The following is a 17,390-nucleotide window of genomic DNA, read 5'->3' on the forward strand; positions in this document are numbered from 1 at the left end:
TCATCACGGCCGCAACACTCCGGCGCCGATTGTGTAACGCAATCGGCGCCAGCCGATGACAATGCCGGTCAGCGAGAACAGGAAGCCGAGGGCACACAAGCCGACGATCAGAACGCTGCGCAGGTGCGGATGCGCCAGCAGGATCGGAAAATCGAGCGTGTGCAGCGCGCTGTAGAACCAACGATAGGCCCGTCGCGACGGGTCCAGCCTTTGCAGCACGGCACCGTTAGCGCCATCGATGTCGAACCAGACCTCACCGCATTTCGCGCGATAAACGGGTGCGCCCGGCAGCGCGGACGATGCCGGATAATCATCATTCGCACTGAGCGGCGTTGGAACGCCACATCCAGCCGCAAGGCGCTCGATCAATCCTGAGAAATCGCGAGCACTCAAGAACGGCTGTTGCTCGTCCGGTTTCGAATCTCCTGCCCTGACCAGGATCTGCCTGTCGAGACCGACGCGATCGCGGCGATAGAAGCTGCCGTTGAAGGCGAACCACTCGAGCTCGCGGGCCGATGGTGAGATCGGCGGCCAGTTCACCGCCGCAAGCGCGGACCAGTCGGGCGCGGCAGAGGCGATATTCGCTTCGGCCTGTATCAACTGCCCGCGCGAGAACAAGCGCCCGTGGTCCATGGACAGCCAGCCGCTGAAGATCCAGGTCAGAAGGAAGGTCGTCGCAAGCAATCCAATGACGTGATGCAGAGCATGCCAGCCACGATAGGGTGACAACTTTCGGCCTTCGCGAAGCCTAACCCGTGCAATCCCGAGCGCAGCGCCAAGCACGGCTGCGATCAATGCGAGCAGCGAGAGGCTCCAGACCACCCCGTCCCACAGCGACCAGTTGCGCCTCAGCACAGTCGGATAGATCCAGTGCACGACGCTGCCAACGAGATTCCACCCGCGCTCGCGCCGCGTCGTATCCAGGACGATCTCGCCCGTGACCGACGACACGTAAAGCTCCGTCCCATCAGCGTCGTCGAGTGCCACGCGGAACAGCGGCCGATGCCGATCGAAGCCGTTCGGCACGCTCCATTGATCATGGTCGGCAAGCGCGACGACCGACGCGCGGGCAACATCGAGCCCGCGCCGTCGCGCATGACCGGTCGCGATGGCAAGTGCAACGTCCGGTGATGTCACAGCTGCGTCGGTGCCAGCTGTTGCGCGGATCGCCCGCGACAGCGACGGAGTCGCGATAACATAGACGGGACCGTCGCTCCGCTGGATCAGCCGGACATGCGCGGCGTCGGACAGCCCGCTCGCCCTCACGGCGTCTGACGGACCAATCACCTCGCCTGCTTGTGCCAGTGGCGCGAGACCTTCGAAACGTTCCGCTTCGCCGAGCGAGGGAAACGGAACGAAGTGCATCACGATTCCGCTTGCGAACCACATCGCAAACAGCAGGCAGAACGCAATGCCGAGCCAGCGGTGCAGCAGGATCGTCGCGCCCATCATACGATCATCACCTTACCACTTGAACGCAGCGGAGATCTCATAGGTGCGCGGCGCTCCCAGCAGGACCTGATCGAGGTAGAACGGATCGCCCCAGATCGCATAGCGTTTGTCGGTGATGTTGCGCACGCGGAACGTCAGGCGCGTCTGCTCGACGGCGGAGAATACCGATTTCGGGATGTCTACGAAAGCGTAGACGTCCGCGACCGTGTAGGCGTTCAGCGTCACGGTGTTCGCATCCGTGTTGTAGCGATCGCCGACGTGACGTCCGACCACGCCGAGCTCCACCGGCCATGGCGTGAAGAAGCGATAGGATGCGCCGGCATTGGCGACGATGCGCGGCACGTTGGGCGGCGTATTGCCGGAGAAAGAGCCACCGGCGAAATTGTAGTCGGCATAGCGCGCATCGACATAGGCGATATTGCCCCACAGCCGCACGGCGTCCGTCACGCGCACGGCACCGGCGAGCTCCACACCCTTTGACTCCTGCTGTCCGGCGATATTGAGCTGCATGCCGCCAGCGGCTGCGTAGACGTTCTTGCGCAGGATGTCGTAGGCCGAGAACGACCACTCCGCCCTGTTGTCCCAGAACAGATGCTTGACGCCGGTCTCGTAGGTGCGCGACGTCGTCAGGTCGAGCGGCTGGGTAGGCGCGAGCAGGAAGATGTTGTTGGCCGAGACATCGGCGCCGGTCGCGTACTGGCTGAAGAAGGTCAGGCCGGGCACGGCTTCCCAGGTGTAGCCGATGCGACCGGTCACCGGCGCCCAGTCTTTCGAGAACGGGAAGCCCGCCTTCTCAAGACCGCTGACGTTGGTCGAATTGCGATCGAGCCCGATATGCTCTACGCGCAGGCCGCCGATCAGCGCGAAGCTTCGCGTGATCTTCAGCCGGTCCTCGAACGACAGCGCCTCGTTGTCGATCCGCGCCGTCTGTTGCTGCGTCGTGAGCAGGCCATAATAACCACGCGCGGGATCCACCAGCGTGACGGTATCATCGGGGAAGTTGGCTGCACCCGGCCTGACAAAATCGAGATAGCTTGACGACAGAGTCGTGACGAGGCGGTTGTCAAAGCCTGCGATATTCGCATCCCAGGTCAGGTCGGTGATGTTGCCGACGAGGCGCTGGCTGTGTGCGACATAGAAGCGCTCCCGGTCCACCAAATTCGTCGTGGAATTGAACGCCTCGACTTCATTGTTGAACCAGCTGCGCTCGGCGCCATAGGCATAGGCCTGACTCTTCAAGGTCAGGTCGGGCGCCAGCTTCAGCTCGAAACCGCCACGCAGCCACACCTCCTGCGCGACGTTGCGATTATCGAGAACGTTATAGTTGGTGTTGAAGGTGCGATCATCGATCGTGACCGCACCGAGATTCGTGCCGTTGAAGTTGGAGACATAATTGCCGGAGACGATACCCGACGTCGCATGCGAGCCGCTATAGGCCACCGGCACCAGCGGCGCACCCCAATAGGCCTTGCCGCGATCTTCCCGGTACTCGATTGCGCCCCAGACTTTGAGACTGTCCGAGATGCGATAGTTGAGCTGGCCGGAGACGTCGAGCGTCTTGGTATTGGTGTCGTCGGCAAAGCCGTTGAGCGAGGAACGGCTGATGTCGAAGCGGTAGTCCAATCCCTGGACATTGGTGCTACCGCCCGAGCCATAATGCGTGCGGAACGAGTTCAGCGAGTCATATGAAAAGTCCGCCTCATTCTGGACCGGTCCGGTGTGCGGCTGCTTGGTCACGAAATTGATCGCGCCGCCGCTGGCGCCCTCGCCCGACATCAGCGAGGCCGGCCCCTTCAGAAATTCCACGGCTTCGAGATTGGCAGTGTCCGCGATCCGCGAGGTCATGTTCTGCGGGCCGATCTTGATGCCGTTGTAGAGGATATTGATCTGGCTGTTGGTGAAGCCGCGCATCGAGAAGGCCGAGGGCTCTGCCGGATTGTCGCCTGAGGTGACGCCGACGGCGCCCTGCGCGACCTCGGACACGGTGCGATAGCCCTGCTCCCGCATGGTCTCGGCCGAGATCACCTCGACGGTCGCGGGCGTCTCGCGTACGGTCAGGCCGAGGCGCGAGGCGCTTTCGGCCACGGCATTGGTGTTGAGCGGTGTCTGCGCGGCTGCAGCCGGCACGACGGGCTTGGGAGCTGTCGATGCGGTCGCCGACCTGCGCGCGGCCGCGCGCCGTGCGCTCTGCGCCTCCCGGCCGGCCGGCTTGACCTGCTTGCGGGATTGTGCGGGCGACACCTCGACCGGCGGCAGGGGTTCGCGGGCCTGCTGCGCCAGCGCAGCAGGCATATCGACGGCAGCAAACGATGTGAGGGCGGCGGAGGCGAGCAGGAAGGCGCGCGGTCGTACAATACGGGTAGGAGACACAGTTCGAGAAACCTCGGTATGACGTCAGTGGCACGTCACAGCGAACCAAGTCTCAACCTTCAGGGCGTTTCTCGCCCCCGGCTAAGCCAAATGTCTGTACTCCCCGACCGACATCTTCGCGTGTGACCACGGCTGACGGCAGGTCTCCTGGCTCGCGGGTCGTGACCTCTTCGCCGCCTTCCCGGGACCGAGAGCCCAGTGGCTTGTGACGAAGGATTCTCCGCTTACAGTTGCGGGGGCAGCTGCGGCTTTGGGGAAATCCCCGCACCGCATTCCCTTTTCATCCCCGGATGGGGAAACCGTCGCGCGCATCTATGATTAAGAGCGAGAGAGAGTCAATGTGCAGGCTGCGGCGTTCTCGCCGTAACGGTGCAAACGTCTTTGGAGATGCTGAATGGAAGGGGACACCTTCCTCTGGTTGGTCCGGCATGCGGTCGTCGACGGCGTCGCGGGGACGATCCACGCCATGGATGCGCCGGCCGATCTCAGCGACCCGGGCCGCCTCGACGCGCTACGACGGTGTCTGCCGCAGGGGGCCGCGAGCTACGCGAGCCCGGCCCGACGGACCGTCGACACGGCGCACGCCCTCGCGCTCGATCCGATCCTCATGTCCGAATTCAGCGAGCAGGATTTTGGCGAATGGACCGGGCGACGTCATGATGATCTCGCCGCCGCGGGCGGCGACGCCTATCCAAAATTCTGGGCCGATCCGGCCGGCTCAAGGCCTCCGGGCGGTGAAAGCTTCGAAGACCAGATCGCCAGAACCCGCGAAGGACTTCACCGTATCGAAAGAGGATCAGCGATTCTGGTCGTCCATTCCGGCACCGTCCGCGCTGCGCTGTGCATCGCCCTCGATCTCGCACCGCAGGCATCCCTGCGGTTTGGGATCGATCCGCTCTCGCTCACTCGCATCGACCGCCTGTCGAACGGCTGGCGAGTCGTCTCCGTCAATCAAACTATCGCTTGAAGCCGTAAAGCGCGATGAGATTGGGAGGAATCGTCATCGCGCTTTAGGTTGTTGTTTGAGCATGATCTCCGCGCAAACGCGTTCCGCGTTTGTCGCGAGGGAAAACCGCTACGCACTTTTCCGGATCATGCCCTATGCAGGACGATCCGGAACGTTGGCCTGCGCGAACGTCGCCATGCCATTGTGCAGGGCGCAGGCGAGCCGCACCAGCGGCAGTGCGATCGCCGCGCCCGATCCCTCGCCGAGCCGGAGATCGAGGCTGACCAGCGGCTGAACGTTGAGCGCACGAAGTACCAGGCGATGCCCCTGCTCCGCCGACTGGTGCGACGGCAGCAGGAACGGCTGGCATGACGGATTGAGGCGCGCGGCTGCCAGCGCGGCAACCGACACGATGAATCCGTCGATCAAGATCGGAATACGCCGCTGCGCTGCCGCGATGATCGCGCCGCAGATCGCCGCGATTTCGAGGCCGCCGACCGTACGGAGGACCTCCTCCGCAGATGCACCTGCCTTCGTCAAGCCATGCCGCGCAAGTGCAGTGTCGATTACGCGCGCCTTGCGAGCCCGGCCCGCGGCATCAACGCCGGTGCCGCTGCCTGCGATTTCATCGGCACCCACGCCAAGCAGGCTCGCCGCGATCGCTGCCGAAGCCGTGGTGTTGCCAATGCCCATTTCGCCGAGGATCAGAAGGTCGGGTTGTCCTTCCGCCGCGCGCACCACCGCGCGCTGCCCGCATTCGAACGCAAAGACCAGCTCCACTGGCTCGATCGCAGCTTCCGCACTGAAGTCGCGGGTGCCACAGCGCGGCTTGTCGGTGATGATGCCCGGCACTGGCGATGGCGCCAGCGTGCCCGCGTCCACGACCTCAAGACTTGAGCCCAGTTCACGCGCCAGCACCGAGATCGCCGCACCGCCAGCGGCGAAGTTCGACATCATCGCGATCGTGACTTCCTGCGGATAGGCGGAGACGCCCTGGGCGACGATGCCGTGATCGCCAGCAAAGACGATGATTGGCGCGCGCGCGGCGCGCGGCTGATCCGTCTCCTGCAGGCCCGCAAGGTCGATTGCGACCTGCTCGAGCCGGCCGAGTGCACCGGCCGGCTTGGTCAGTTGCGCCTGCCGCGCGATCGCCGCCTCGCGGTGCGCGGTAGAGATGCCCGGGCATTTCTCGTAGACCCAATCGGGGAGCATGTCGTTGCCTCCGTTCACGCGACCGCGATCGCGTCACGCTCTGCGTTTGAGAATGTAGCTGTCCATGATCCAGCCGTGCCGTTCGCGCGCCTCTTGGCGTACCGCGACGATGCGCGCGCCTATCTCGGCCAATGCACCCGACATGACGACCTGATCGGGCATTCCGAGATAGGCGCCCCACCATATCTGCAGGCCTTCCGGATCGAGTGACTGAAACGCCGTGCCACCATCGAGCATCACGACCACGGTGTCGGTACCGTCAGGCCAGCCGCCTTCGCGCAGGCGCCGCCCTGTCGTCACCAGGAAAGGCTCGCCGATATCGTTCAGCGGCAGCGCGTGCGCCGCGCACAGCGCCTGGATCGAGGTGATGCCGGGGACGACTTCGATCGCCGGCAAAGGGTCGAGCCGTCGCGCGATCCGCAAGGAGGAATCATAGAGCGACGGATCGCCCCAGATCAGCAACGCAACGCGGCCATCATGTCCGAGATGTCCCGCGATCGCCTGCGACCATGTCGCCGCGACCGCGTTGTGCCAGTCGTCGACCCCCTTGCGGTAGTCGGCATCGCCGACATCACGCTCCGGCAGATCGAACTCTGCGAGACGCGTCTCTTTGCTGGTGAGCACATCAGCGCAAATCGTCCGCCGCAGTTCGGCGAGATCGGACTTCTGCGTCCCCTTGCGCGGGATCAGGACAAGGTCGGCCGCGTTGATGGCGCGGATCGCGGCCAGCGTGAGCTGCTCCGGATCGCCGCAACCAATGCCTATCAGAGAAAGCGTCAGCATGATGATCCGTCAACCTCCGCCAGCGCGCCGAACAGGATGACGGCAGCTGTGGTCGCGGGCGCGGCCTGCGCGAGTTCTTCGGCGAGTTTCGCGATGGTCGTGCGTACCAGCCGCTCATCGTTGCGGCCCAGGGATTCCGCAAACAACGCCGGCGTATCCGGCGAAAGACCCTGCGCGATCAGCCTTGCGGCCAGTTCCGGAAACGTGCGCCGGCCCATATAGACCACCGTCGTGGCGTCCGGGTCGGCCAGCGCCGCCCAGTTCAGATTTTGCGGCAACTGCCCGGTCACATCGGCCCCGGTCACGAACTGCACCCGGCGCGCGGTGTTTCGCCGGGTCAGGGGGATGCCGGCTTGCGCCGCCGCGACGCAGGCCGAGGTGACGCCGGGCACGATCTCGTAGCCGATCCCCGACACCCGAAGCGTCTCGATCTCCTCCTCGAGCCGGCCGAAGATGCCGGCATCGCCGGATTTCAACCGCACCACGCGTGCGCCGGTCGCCGCATAATCAACCAGCAGGCGGTTGACGTGCTGCTGCTTGGTCGAAGGCCTCCCGGCGCGTTTTCCGACCGCCACCAGATTGGCGCCGGGCCTGGCAAGCTCGAGGATCGCACCGGAAGCGAGATCGTCGTAGAGCACGACGTCGGCCTCGCGCAGCCGCGCGGCGCCCTTGAGCGTCAAGAGCTCGGGATCGCCGGGACCGGCAGAGATGAAGGAGACGAAGCCGCTCACCGGTCCTCCGAAATCAAATGAAAGAAGGTGCCCGTCGCATGCCCGCGCCGCGATCCGGTCTCCGCGACAACAGCGCCTGTCGCGTCACGCACGATCGCAAGCGGTACATCAGGCTGCGCGAGAATCGTCGAATAATGGAATTCATGACCGCGCAGGCGTGCGCCGGGCTGATGTCCCGGCATCGGCGCCGCGAGCTCGGCCAGCCGATAGCCGAGATGCATGCGCCGCTTGGCAAAGCTCGTCTGAAGGCCCAGAAGGCTCAGCATCTCGTGCCGCGCGCCGTCGGCGTCGGTCAGGGCCGCGCCCATCACCATGTAGCCGCCGCATTCGCCGTGCACCGGCCGCGTCTCGGCGAAGGCGCGCAAACGCTCGCGGAAGCGCGTATTCGCCGCGATGCGACCGGCGTGCAATTCCGGATAGCCGCCGGGCAGCCAGCACACGTCGGCGCTCGCATCGGGCCCCTCATCGGCGAGCGGCGAGAAGGGCAGGATCTCGGCACCGGCGGCGCGCCAGGCCTCGAGCATGTGCGGATAGACGAAGGAGAACGCCGCATCGCGCGCCAGTGCAATGCGCTGGCCGGGCGGCGTAACGCTAAGCCGGTTCGTGATGGGCTGCGATGTCCATGCGGATGCAGCGCCTAGCACGGCGTCGAGATCGACGTGCTCGCCGACGAAGCGCGCGGCCTCACCGATCAGGCGACCGATCTCCATCTGCTCCTCCGCCTGCACCAGGCCGAGATGCCGCTTCGGCAGGCTGATCTCGGCATGACGCGGCAGCGCGCCGAACACGGCAATGCCCGCATCCTTCAACGCACGCCGCACGAGGTCCTCATGCCGCAGGCTCGCGACGCGGTTGAGCACGACGCCTGCAAGCTGCACACCGCGGCGATAATCTCGCAGGCCCGCGGCAATCGCCGCGGCTGTCTGCGCCTGGCCGGACGGATCGATCACCAGCAGCACGGGCCAGCCCATCATCTCCGCGATGTCGGCGGTGGCACCAGTGCCCGAGACGCCGCGCGCAGCGACGCCGTCGAACAGGCCCATCGAGCCCTCGGCCAGTACGAGATCGGCATTCGCACCACGGCTGACGAGATCTTCGATCGTCGCGCGATCCATCGCCCAGCTGTCGATGTTGACGGAGGCGCGTCCCGTGGCGGCCGCATGAAAGGCCGGGTCGATGTAGTCGGGGCCGCTCTTGAAGCACTGCACCTTGAGGCCGCGATCGCGATAGGCGCGTGCGAGCGCCAGCGTCAGCGTCGTCTTGCCGACGCCGGAAGCCGGCGCCGATATGACGAGACCTGTCGCCATCACGATGCCTCCGGAAAGCGCGGCGCAGGACCAACCGGCCGGTAGCGGCGGTCGTAGTCGGCTGCATAAAGGCGGCTCTCGGAGAACTCCTCCGAGCCAAGCGTGCGACCGACCAGGATGAGCGCCGTGCGTTCGAGCTCGGTGCCGACCGCCGCATCGAGCGTTGCGAGCGTGGCGCGCACGATGCGCTGGTCCGGCCAGCTCGCGCGCCAGACGATCGCCACCGGACAGTCCGCGCCATAATGCGGCTTCAGATCCGCGACGACCTTGTCGAGCAGATGGATCGAGAGATGGATTGCGAGCACCGCGCCGGTCGCGGCAAAAGTCGCGAGCTTCTCACCCTCCGGCATCGCGCTCGCCCGGCCTGGCGTGCGCGTCAGCACCACGGACTGCGCAAGCCCTGGCAACGTCAGTTCGGCCTCCAATGCCGCCGCAGCAGCCGAGAACGAGGGCACGCCCGGCGTGACGGTGAAGGGAATGCCGAGAGCACGCAGGCGGCGCAATTGCTCACCCATCGCCGACCAGATCGACAGGTCGCCCGAATGCAGCCGCGCAACGTCCTTGGCTTCCGCATGGGCACTGGCGATCTCAGCGATGATCTCGTCGAGCGACAGCGGCGCCGTATTGACGATCCGCGCGCCCTTCGGGCAGTGCGCCAGGACGCCTTCGGGCACGAGCGAGCCCGCATAGAGGCACACCGGCGAGGCCGCGATCAGATCGCGCCCGCGCAAAGTGAGGAGGTCGGCGGCGCCCGGACCCGCCCCAATGAAATGCACGGTCATTCGCCGTCTCCCTCCGCAATCGCCGCGGTCGCGGTCCGGTCCCGCGAGACCACGCGCGTCGCAACCAGTCTCGCGTCACGACCCGCTGCCGCGAGCGCGACGGCTTCCGCCACCGAGCCGGTACCGAATTTTTCCTTGATGCGCTTTGACTGCGTCGGCGTCGTGATGCCGGCGAGCACATCGACCGAAACAGCCATGATCGGCAGGTTGAATTCACCCGCCAGCAACTTCAGCGCCGCGCTGTCCGCCTTGTCGCTGACGGTTGCAACGGCCGCGAGACCTTTCACACCGCCCGCGGCGAGAAGTGCCTCGCGCAGTGCGGCGAGCGTGGCGTCGCGCTTGAAGCCGAGCCCTGCGACCTTCATCGCACCACGCTCCATTGCACGACCGGCCGCGCCGCCTCCCAGGACCGGTAGCGCCCCAACGGGCCCGCATGCGCGATCTCGACCCGCATTAGTTCGCCGCCAAGGCGCCGGTTTAGCTCCACCAGCAGCGTTTCCGTCTCTAGCGTCACGGCGTGGGCCACCAGCCGCGTGCCGGGCGCAATCCGAGACCAGACGGCGTCGAACATTGTGGCATCGAGGCCGCCGCCGATGAATACGGCGTCGGGCGTCTCCAGGTCTGCCAGAGCGCCGGGCGCGTCTCCCACGATCACGGCGATCCGATGCGCTAGTCCGAAAGCCGCGGCATTGCTGCGGATGTTCGCGGCGCGATCCTCGCGCGCCTCGATCGCCATTGCCGCGCCGCCGCACAAGGCCCATTCCACCGAGATCGAGCCGGAGCCCGCGCCGATGTCCCAGAGACGTTCGCCCGGCCGCGGCGCCAGCGCCGACAAGGCCAGCGCGCGTATCGCTCGCTTCGTGATCTGGCCATCATGCACGAAGAGATCGTCGGCAAGGCCGGAGCTGCGGGGAATGCCATTCAGGCCCCTGGCCTCCAGCGCGACCGCAACAAGGTCGCCAGGCTCGGCTGTATGAGCATCTGTACGGTGCGTCACGATACGCTCGCGCTGGCCGCCGAGCGCGAATAGCGTCCAGAACGGCGATGCGCCCCAGCCCCGCTCCGTCAGCCAATTCGCCAGATCGCCGGCCGCGTTGCCGTCGCGCACGAGGCAGATGATCCGCGCGCCATTTGCGAGATGCGGCACCAGGCGCTCGAACGGGGCGGCATGGAGCGCAACGCAGATGCAAGACTCGAGTCGCCAGCCCAGCCTCGCCGCGGCAAGCGAGAATGTCGACGGCGAGGAATGCGCGATCCACTCACCCGCTTCCAATCTCTCGGCGAGGCTGGCGCCGGCACCGTGCCAGAACGGATCGCCCGACGCGAGCACCACGGTGGGCCGGCCGCGGCAGCCCAGCACGACATCGGCATCGAACGGCACTGGCCACGGGTGGCCACGATCGGTTATGCCTGCAAGCGCAAGATGGCGCTCGCCGCCGAACACCGTCTCGGCCCTGGCAAGTGCCTTTCGGCTTGCCTCGGAGAGGCCGGCAAGGCCATCTTCGCCGATACCGATGATGGTCAGCCAGGGATCAGCCATGACGCGCGCCCTCATTCTGGGCGGAACGAGTGATGCCAATGCGCTCGCCGCGGAGATCGCGCGCGCCGGCGTCGATGCGATCTATTCCTACGGAGGCCGCACCCGCACGCCGGCCGGACAGCCGCTGCCGATCCGCAGCGGTGGCTTTGGCGGCGTGAGCGGACTTGCGGATTACGTCCGGCAGGAAGGCATCACGCATGTCATCGACGCCACGCATCCCTTCGCGGCGGAGATGAGCCGCAACGCCGCCCTGGCCTGCGCGGAAACGCATACGCCCCTTGTCGCGCTCGAACGCGCGCCGTGGATCAAAGCCCCCGGTGATCACTGGATCGAGGTCGCCGACATCGCCGCCGCCCTCGCGGCCCTGCCCGAGACGCCGGCGCGCGTCTTCCTCGCGATCGGCCGGCAGCATATCGCCCCATTCCGCGAGAAGCCGCAGCACGCCTACACATTGCGATTCGTGGATCCGCCCGAGGGAACGATGCCGTTTGACGCCGAAATCATCGTGTCGCGTGGGCCGTTCACCTACCAGGGCGAAGTCGAGATGCTGCGATCGCGTGGCATCGCATGGATCGTCGCCCGCAATTCCGGCGGCGAGGGCGCGCGCGCCAAGATCGACGCGGGCCGCGCGCTTGGCCTGCCCGTCATCATGATCGCGCGGCCGCAACTGCCCCGACGGCATCGCGTCGAAAGCGTGGCCGAGGTCATGGCGTGGCTCGGTCATCGGACCTGCCTCGGCGCATAGACCCAGGGGCCGACGCGGCGCGTCTGCGAATTGCCGACGATGACGAGCGTGCGCATGTCGGCCATCCCGGGCGTCGCCTCGTTGAGCGTGACCGTCTCGATCCGCTCGTCGGGCGCGCTGATCGCGCGGGCGAAGATCACCAGCCGTTCGCCGCAGCCCGCCTCCCTCAACACCGCGAGCGCTCGGCCAAAGCCTTCCGGCCGGCTCGCCGAGCGCGGATTGTAGAGCGCGATTGCGAAGTCCGCCTCGGCTGCAAGCCGCAGGCGCTTCTCGATCAACGGCCACGGCTTGAGATTGTCCGAGAGATTGATCGCACAAAAATCATGGCCGAGCGGCGCACCTGCGCGCGCAGCAGCGGCCAGCATCGCGGTCACGCCAGGCAGAACGCGGATCGGAAGCTTCTGCCATTCTGGAGCCTGTTCAAGCGCCTCGAATACGGCCGACGCCATCGCGAACACGCCGGGATCACCGGAGGACACCACGACGACGTTTCGTCCCTCGGCCGCGAGCCGCAGTGCCTCGCTCGCGCGCTGAAGCTCCACGCGATTGTCGGACGGATGCAGCGTCAGTCCATCCCTGGGAGCAACACGCCTGACATAGGGCGCGTAGCCCACCACATCAGTCGCAGCAGCAAGGGCGGCGGAAACCTCCGGCGTCACCAGCGCCTCGTCGCCGGGCCCAAGCCCCGCAATAGTCAGCGTTCCCATCATTCGCCCGCGTCCATTCGCCGCCCGCGGCCGTGCACCAGCACGATCGCGAAATAGGGACAGTCGGCTTCGTCGATCTCGGCGAGCCGCACGACGCGTTCGCCCGGCATGGTGCCGCGCTCGACCAGCCAGGCATCGTCGAGCCTGCCGGCGGAAGCAAGCGCACGGCGCACCTTCTGCAGGTTGCGCCCCGTCTTCATGATGACGAGCGCATCGGAATTGCACATGCGCTGCTCGAGTTCGTCCTCGGCGAGCGTCCCCATCAGCACCGTCGTCACGTCGTCGCCGAGCGCGATCGGCTGGCCGACCGCGTTCCAGCAACCGGCCATGCCGGGAATGCCGGCGATCACCTCGATCTCGACACGCCCCTGCAGGCGCGCGTGCAGATGCATGAAGGAGCCGTAGAAATAAGGATCGCCCTCGCAGAGCACCACGACGTCGACCGCGCGTGCCAGCCGCGCCAGCCGCTCCGCCCATTCGTCGTAGAATCCGCCGAGCAGTCGCACATATTCCGGACTGTCGAAGGCAATCTCCGTCGTGACCGGATATTCCATCGGATATTCGGTGACATCGGCCGCAAGCATGCCCTCGACGATGCGTCGCGCCTGGCCCGGACGGCCTTGCTTACGAAAATAAGCGACGTGCCTGGCCGCACGCACCTCGCGATCGGCGCGGACGCTCATCAGGTCGGGATCGCCAGGCCCAAGGCCGCAACAGATGATACGCCCCATCTTCATTCGTTCCGGCTTGCCAGCGCATTCACGGCAGCAACGGTGATCGCCGAGCCACCGAGCCGCCCCTCGACAGTCAATGCCGGCGTTGGAGGATTCGTCATCAACGCCGCCTTGGATTCGGCCGCGCCGACGAAGCCGACCGGACAGCCTATGATCGCCGCTGGCCGCGGACAGTCGCGGTCCTCCAGCATGTTGAGCAGGTGAAACAGCGCGGTCGGCGCGTTGCCGATGGCGACGATCGCACCTTCAAGATGCGGACGCCAGAGTTCGAGCGCCGCCGCCGAGCGCGTGTTGCGCATGGCGTGCGCCAGCGCGGGCACGGCGGGATCACCGAGCGTGCAGATGACGGCATTGCCGGCCGGCAACCGCGCGCGCGTGATTCCCTCCGACACCATGCGCGCATCGCACAGGATCGACGCGCCGTTCTCGAGCGCCACGCGCGCGGTGCGCGCCATGCCCGGCGTGAAACGGATATGGGCCTCGAGCCCAACCATTCCAGCGGCATGGATCATGCGCACAACGACCTGCTCTTCGTCCGGCGCGAAGCGCGCGAGGTCGGCTTCGGCACGGATGGTCGCAAAGGATTGTCGATAGATCGCCGCGCCGTCGGTCTCGTACACGTGCGCCATCAGCGCCCTCCCATGAGCAGGGAAGGATTCTTGACGATGGCGGTGCCGCTCAGTCCGCGCAGCACCGGCGCATCACGGGTCGAGCCGGAGCGGACGAGGTCGAATCCATCGCGGGTCGCAACCAGCGTGAGCGTTGCCGGTCCCGAATGCGCACACCCCTTGGCGCAACCGGACACGTGAAGCCGTGCATCGGGTGCGATCTTCGGCGCGAGCGCTGCCGCAAGCGCGCGCGTATCGGCATGCGCCTCGCGGCAAAGCGGTGCGCCACTGCAGGCGATCACGCGCAGCGCGGGATCATCGGCCTCGGTAATGAGGCCTTCACCGCCCGGCATGTCACGCATGCCCTCCGCCAAAATCATCCGCCACGGCGTCATACGCAGCGCCGGAGCACGAGAGGCAAGACGAGTGAGCGCCGAATGCGGTAACTGGCCGAACGCGACACCCACGATCGCGCCATGCGGATAAAGACCGGGACGCGGCGCAACGGCTGCGGCGGCCGGCAGCGACTCGCCGCGCAAGGCGTCGGGCAATTTCGCGCCGTCGGCGATATGCGCCGCCATGCGTCCTCGTCCACCCTTCGCGCCGCCGGATGCCACGAACCATTCTGCCAGCGCGAGCGCGGCGGACACAGCCTCTGTGCGTGTGACGGACCGGCCAAGTTGCGCGCCGTCGACACGCACCGTCAGCCCTCCCGCGCGGTCGCGTTCGATCCGGATATCCGCGGACGCGCCAGCCAGCACACGCTCACAGCCATCATCGATAGCGAAACCGAACTTGGTCGGAAGATCGAGCGCGCTGTCGGCCAGGGCCTGCTCGAGCTCGTCGGCCATCAAGCAGGTGTCGTCGTCGACGTTCCAGAATGGCGTCACCAGAATATTGCGTCGCGATTCGGTATCGGGGTCCGAATCCAGCAGGCCCAACTGCATGAGGCCATCGAGGAGAGGCAGATGCGCCACCTCGGTCACGCCCCTCACTTGAAGATTGGCCCGGCTGGTCACGTCGATCAAACCGTTGCCATAGCGCGCGGCAAGGCTCGCAATGCCCGCCGCCTGCGTCGCCACCAGCCGACCGCCATGCGGACGCACGCGCACCACGAGGCCATCGCCCGACAGCATCGGCCGCAGCGCGCCGGGGCACCAGCCTTTGATCGCGACTGCGCTCATGAGGCCTCCTTCAGCGCTGCCGCGATCGAGTTGCGGCGCGTCTTCCAGAGCGAGGCTTCATGCAGTCGGGTGAAGCAGGTTTCCATCGCAGCCAATGCGGCCGGATTTTCCTGCGCCATGAACGTCCGAACATCGTCATTGCCGAGGGTCGCGTCATAATAGAGATCGAACAGATGCGGTGGCACGGCGCCCGCCAGATGCGCGAATGCGGCCATATGCTCGAGCGTCGCTGTGATCTCGGCAGCGCCGCGAAAACCATGGCGCATCATGCCAGCGATCCAGTCCGGATTGGCGGCGCGGGCGCGGACGACGCGCGAAATCTCCTCCGTCAGCGCGCGCGCCTGCGGCTGGTCGGGCCGCGTCGCGTCGAGGTGATAGAGCGATGGCGCGGCCGCACCTAACCTTGCCGCCGCCGCTGCAACGCCTGCTTCATGCGCGGCATAGTCGGCGGCGAGCAGCAAATCCGTCTCCGGTAGATCTTGTATATGGACGAAGGCGTCGGCGCTCGCGAGCCTCGTCTCGATGCCGGCGCGATCGGGCCGCATCTCGCCATCTGATGACAACGCCCAGGATGATGCCGACAGCCAGGCCTCGCCGGCCGCCGCACGCGAGTCTTGCGTGAAGACATCCGGTATCGAGGACAGGCCGACGCCGTATTGTCCGGGACGTGGCCCGAACACGCGCGCGACGCGCATGCGATAGGGATTTTCGTCGCCCTCGTCGTCGCGCTTCGAAAGCGCTTCGCTGGCTGCGTCGAACAATTGCGCGAGGCCCGAGAAGACGTCGCGGAACAGGCCAGACACCCGCAGCGTGACGTCGATGCGGGGACGGCCGAGCTCGGCCGGAGCGATGATGTCGTAGCCGGTCACACGTCCCGACCCGTGATCCCAGCGCGGCGCGAGACCGGCCAGATGCAGCGCCATCGCAAACTCCTCACCCGCCGTGCGCATGGTGGCGGAACCCCAGAGATCGACGACAAGCCCTTTCGGCCAGTCGCCATGATCCTGCAGGTGACGGCGCAACAGTTCTTCCGCAAGCCTGATACCTTGCGCATGCGCCGACGGCGTCGGCACGGCGCGCGGATCGACGGCAAACAAGTTGCGTCCGGTCGGCAGCACGTCCTGGCGCCCGCGATACGGCGAGCCCGCAGGCCCGGGCGCGACGCGGCGGCCGGACAACGCGGCGATCAGCGCGTCCCTCTCCGCTTCGCCGCAAGTCCCCCGGCCGAACACATGCAGGCCGTCTCCGAACTGGCTTTCCTTGAGATCGCAGACGAAACGATCGATGCGGGGTATCGCCTCGGCCGATGCAGCCGATGCGGCGAGGCCGAGATCGGCGTCGAGGCCGGCCGCGTGCGCCTCGTCGCGGATCGCAACAATGAGCCGCTGCCGGCGCGCGGGATCGAGACCATCGGCAGTCGAATATTCGTCGAGCAATTGCTCGAGCCGGCGCAGGCCCTCCGGCACAGCGGACTTCGTCAGCTGTGGCGGGAGATGGCCGATCGTGACCGCGCCGGTGCGCCGCTTGGCCTGCGCCGCCTCGCCGGGATCGTTGACGATGAAGGGATAGATGACAGGCAGATCGCCGATCAGCGCCTCGGGCCAGCAGGACGACGACAGCGCCACGGATTTTCCCGGCAGCCATTCCAGCGTGCCATGCGCGCCCATGTGCACGACGGCGTCGATGCGCTGCTGCCGGAGCCAGAGATAGAACGCGACATAGGCGTGACGCGGCGTGCGCGAAAGATCGTGATAGTCGGCGTCACGGTGACTGACCTCGCCGCGCTCCGGCTGCACTGTGATGATCGCCTTGCCGCTTTCGATCGCCGCGAAATGAAATTCGCCGCCGCGGCAGCTCGGATCGTCCTCGGGTGCACCCCAGGCACGCTCGAGGTCATCCTGCAATGCCAGTGGAAGGCAGGAAAGCGCCGCGCGATAGTCGGCGACGCTCCACGTCAACTCCTGTTTCGGCAAGACATCGCCGAGCGCACTTTGCGGCTCGACGTCGAAACCGGCCTCACCGAGATCACTGAGCAGCGCTTCAACGGAAGCGAACGCGTCGAGCCCGACCGCATGGGCGATCTGGTGTGGCCGACCGGGATAGTTGGAGAGCACGATCGCCGGCCGCTTCTCCCCCGCCGGCTTTTCCGCGAGCCCCTGCCAGGCGGCCACGCGCGCAACGACGGCAGCGATGCGCTCATCGTCCGGCCGATGGGCAAGGTGCGAAAACTGCAAATCAGGATCGCGCTCGCCGGCCGACTTGAAGCTCACCACCCCCGCGAACACGCGG

At 66.4% G+C, this 17,390-nt stretch carries 16 protein-coding genes and 1 riboswitch; of the genes, 2 read left to right on the forward strand and 14 right to left on the reverse strand.

Translation table 11 applies throughout. From position 1 onward, the window contains the following. Positions 1–3: 3 nt before the first annotated feature. Positions 4–1,452, reverse strand: a complete 1,449-nt coding sequence (locus Q3C01_RS40655) for a PepSY domain-containing protein (protein ID WP_458150956.1) — start codon at positions 1,450–1,452, stop codon at positions 4–6. Between the two features lie 12 nt (positions 1,453–1,464). Further along, entirely contained in the window at positions 1,465–3,822 is a 2,358-nt protein-coding gene (locus Q3C01_RS40660; protein ID WP_458150957.1) for a TonB-dependent receptor, read from the reverse strand. Between the two features lie 120 nt (positions 3,823–3,942). Continuing rightward, a riboswitch (cobalamin riboswitch) is annotated at positions 3,943–4,141 on the reverse strand. A 75-nt stretch (positions 4,142–4,216) separates the two neighbouring features. Between Q3C01_RS40660 and Q3C01_RS40665 the strand changes: the two genes are divergently transcribed. After that, complete coding sequence (locus tag Q3C01_RS40665; protein WP_458150958.1) at positions 4,217–4,789, forward strand: histidine phosphatase family protein; 573 nt, start codon at positions 4,217–4,219, stop codon at positions 4,787–4,789. Positions 4,790–4,921: 132 nt separating this feature from the next. Here the strand turns inward: Q3C01_RS40665 and cobT are convergent, their stop codons facing one another. From cobT to cbiT, 7 genes are read right to left on the reverse strand one after another with little or no spacing between them, the layout of a single operon-like run. Further along, positions 4,922–5,980, reverse strand: coding sequence for a nicotinate-nucleotide--dimethylbenzimidazole phosphoribosyltransferase (gene cobT / locus Q3C01_RS40670; RefSeq protein WP_458150959.1), 1,059 nt, complete (start codon positions 5,978–5,980; stop codon positions 4,922–4,924). Positions 5,981–6,013: 33 nt separating this feature from the next. Then, positions 6,014–6,763, reverse strand: a complete 750-nt coding sequence (gene cobF, locus Q3C01_RS40675) for a precorrin-6A synthase (deacetylating) (protein WP_458150960.1) — start codon at positions 6,761–6,763, stop codon at positions 6,014–6,016. Then, the gene (gene cobA / locus Q3C01_RS40680; RefSeq protein WP_458150961.1) at positions 6,757–7,494 is read right to left on the reverse strand and encodes a uroporphyrinogen-III C-methyltransferase; all 738 of its coding nucleotides are present in this window, start codon (positions 7,492–7,494) and stop codon (positions 6,757–6,759) included. The genes cobF and cobA overlap by 7 nt, the downstream gene beginning before the upstream one ends. Continuing rightward, entirely contained in the window at positions 7,491–8,801 is a 1,311-nt protein-coding gene (locus Q3C01_RS40685; protein WP_458150962.1) for a cobyrinic acid a,c-diamide synthase CobB, read from the reverse strand. Before Q3C01_RS40685 ends, cobA begins: the two co-directional genes overlap by 4 nt. Continuing rightward, positions 8,801–9,583 carry a precorrin-4 C(11)-methyltransferase gene (cobM, locus tag Q3C01_RS40690; RefSeq protein ID WP_458150963.1) on the reverse strand — a complete coding sequence of 261 codons (783 nt, stop codon included), beginning with the start codon at positions 9,581–9,583 and terminating at the stop codon, positions 8,801–8,803. Before cobM ends, Q3C01_RS40685 begins: the two co-directional genes overlap by 1 nt. Beyond that, positions 9,580–9,948 (reverse strand): cobalamin biosynthesis protein, encoded by a 369-nt coding sequence (locus tag Q3C01_RS40695; protein WP_458150964.1) that lies wholly within the window; start codon positions 9,946–9,948, stop codon positions 9,580–9,582. Before Q3C01_RS40695 ends, cobM begins: the two co-directional genes overlap by 4 nt. Further along, the gene (gene cbiT / locus Q3C01_RS40700) at positions 9,945–11,123 is read right to left on the reverse strand and encodes a precorrin-6Y C5,15-methyltransferase (decarboxylating) subunit CbiT (RefSeq protein WP_458150965.1); all 1,179 of its coding nucleotides are present in this window, start codon (positions 11,121–11,123) and stop codon (positions 9,945–9,947) included. The genes Q3C01_RS40695 and cbiT overlap by 4 nt, the downstream gene beginning before the upstream one ends. Here cbiT and Q3C01_RS40705 point away from each other — a divergent pair. Further along, complete coding sequence (locus tag Q3C01_RS40705; protein WP_458150966.1) at positions 11,122–11,868, forward strand: cobalt-precorrin-6A reductase; 747 nt, start codon at positions 11,122–11,124, stop codon at positions 11,866–11,868. The two genes, cbiT and Q3C01_RS40705, sit on opposite strands and share 2 nt — an antisense overlap. Here Q3C01_RS40705 and cobJ read toward each other — a convergent pair. The 5 genes from cobJ to Q3C01_RS40730 form a co-directional block, all read right to left on the reverse strand. After that, positions 11,844–12,578, reverse strand: coding sequence for a precorrin-3B C(17)-methyltransferase (gene cobJ / locus Q3C01_RS40710; RefSeq protein ID WP_458150967.1), 735 nt, complete (start codon positions 12,576–12,578; stop codon positions 11,844–11,846). The two genes, Q3C01_RS40705 and cobJ, sit on opposite strands and share 25 nt — an antisense overlap. Further along, positions 12,575–13,306, reverse strand: a complete 732-nt coding sequence (locus Q3C01_RS40715; protein WP_458150968.1) for a precorrin-2 C(20)-methyltransferase — start codon at positions 13,304–13,306, stop codon at positions 12,575–12,577. The genes cobJ and Q3C01_RS40715 overlap by 4 nt, the downstream gene beginning before the upstream one ends. Before the next feature lie 2 nt (positions 13,307–13,308). Then, positions 13,309–13,938, reverse strand: a complete 630-nt coding sequence (locus tag Q3C01_RS40720; protein WP_458150969.1) for a precorrin-8X methylmutase — start codon at positions 13,936–13,938, stop codon at positions 13,309–13,311. Next, complete coding sequence (gene cobG / locus Q3C01_RS40725; protein WP_458150970.1) at positions 13,938–15,101, reverse strand: precorrin-3B synthase; 1,164 nt, start codon at positions 15,099–15,101, stop codon at positions 13,938–13,940. The genes Q3C01_RS40720 and cobG overlap by 1 nt, the downstream gene beginning before the upstream one ends. Further along, the coding region (locus Q3C01_RS40730) for a cobaltochelatase subunit CobN (protein WP_458150971.1) at positions 15,098–17,390 on the reverse strand (2,293 nt) is incomplete at its 5' end. The genes Q3C01_RS40730 and cobG, both read right to left, overlap by 4 nt.

Source organism: Bradyrhizobium sp. UFLA05-109 (assembly GCF_054185165.1).

Excerpts from the sequence above, each read along its gene's own strand:
- Q3C01_RS40655 (WP_458150956.1), bottom strand. The coding sequence starts at position 1,452 with ATGATGGGCGCGACGATCCTGCTGCACCGCTGGCTCGGCATTGCGTTC.
- Q3C01_RS40665 (WP_458150958.1), top strand. The coding sequence starts at position 4,217 with ATGGAAGGGGACACCTTCCTCTGGTTGGTCCGGCATGCGGTCGTCGAC.
- cobT (WP_458150959.1), bottom strand. The coding sequence starts at position 5,980 with ATGCTCCCCGATTGGGTCTACGAGAAATGCCCGGGCATCTCTACCGCG.
- cobF (WP_458150960.1), bottom strand. The coding sequence starts at position 6,763 with ATGCTGACGCTTTCTCTGATAGGCATTGGTTGCGGCGATCCGGAGCAG.
- Q3C01_RS40685 (WP_458150962.1), bottom strand. The coding sequence starts at position 8,801 with ATGGCGACAGGTCTCGTCATATCGGCGCCGGCTTCCGGCGTCGGCAAG.
- cobM (WP_458150963.1), bottom strand. The coding sequence starts at position 9,583 with ATGACCGTGCATTTCATTGGGGCGGGTCCGGGCGCCGCCGACCTCCTC.
- Q3C01_RS40695 (WP_458150964.1), bottom strand. The coding sequence starts at position 9,948 with ATGAAGGTCGCAGGGCTCGGCTTCAAGCGCGACGCCACGCTCGCCGCA.
- Q3C01_RS40705 (WP_458150966.1), top strand. The coding sequence starts at position 11,122 with ATGACGCGCGCCCTCATTCTGGGCGGAACGAGTGATGCCAATGCGCTC.
- cbiT (WP_458150965.1), bottom strand. The coding sequence starts at position 11,123 with ATGGCTGATCCCTGGCTGACCATCATCGGTATCGGCGAAGATGGCCTT.
- cobJ (WP_458150967.1), bottom strand. The coding sequence starts at position 12,578 with ATGATGGGAACGCTGACTATTGCGGGGCTTGGGCCCGGCGACGAGGCG.
- Q3C01_RS40715 (WP_458150968.1), bottom strand. The coding sequence starts at position 13,306 with ATGGGGCGTATCATCTGTTGCGGCCTTGGGCCTGGCGATCCCGACCTG.
- Q3C01_RS40720 (WP_458150969.1), bottom strand. The coding sequence starts at position 13,938 with ATGGCGCACGTGTACGAGACCGACGGCGCGGCGATCTATCGACAATCC.
- cobG (WP_458150970.1), bottom strand. The coding sequence starts at position 15,101 with ATGAGCGCAGTCGCGATCAAAGGCTGGTGCCCCGGCGCGCTGCGGCCG.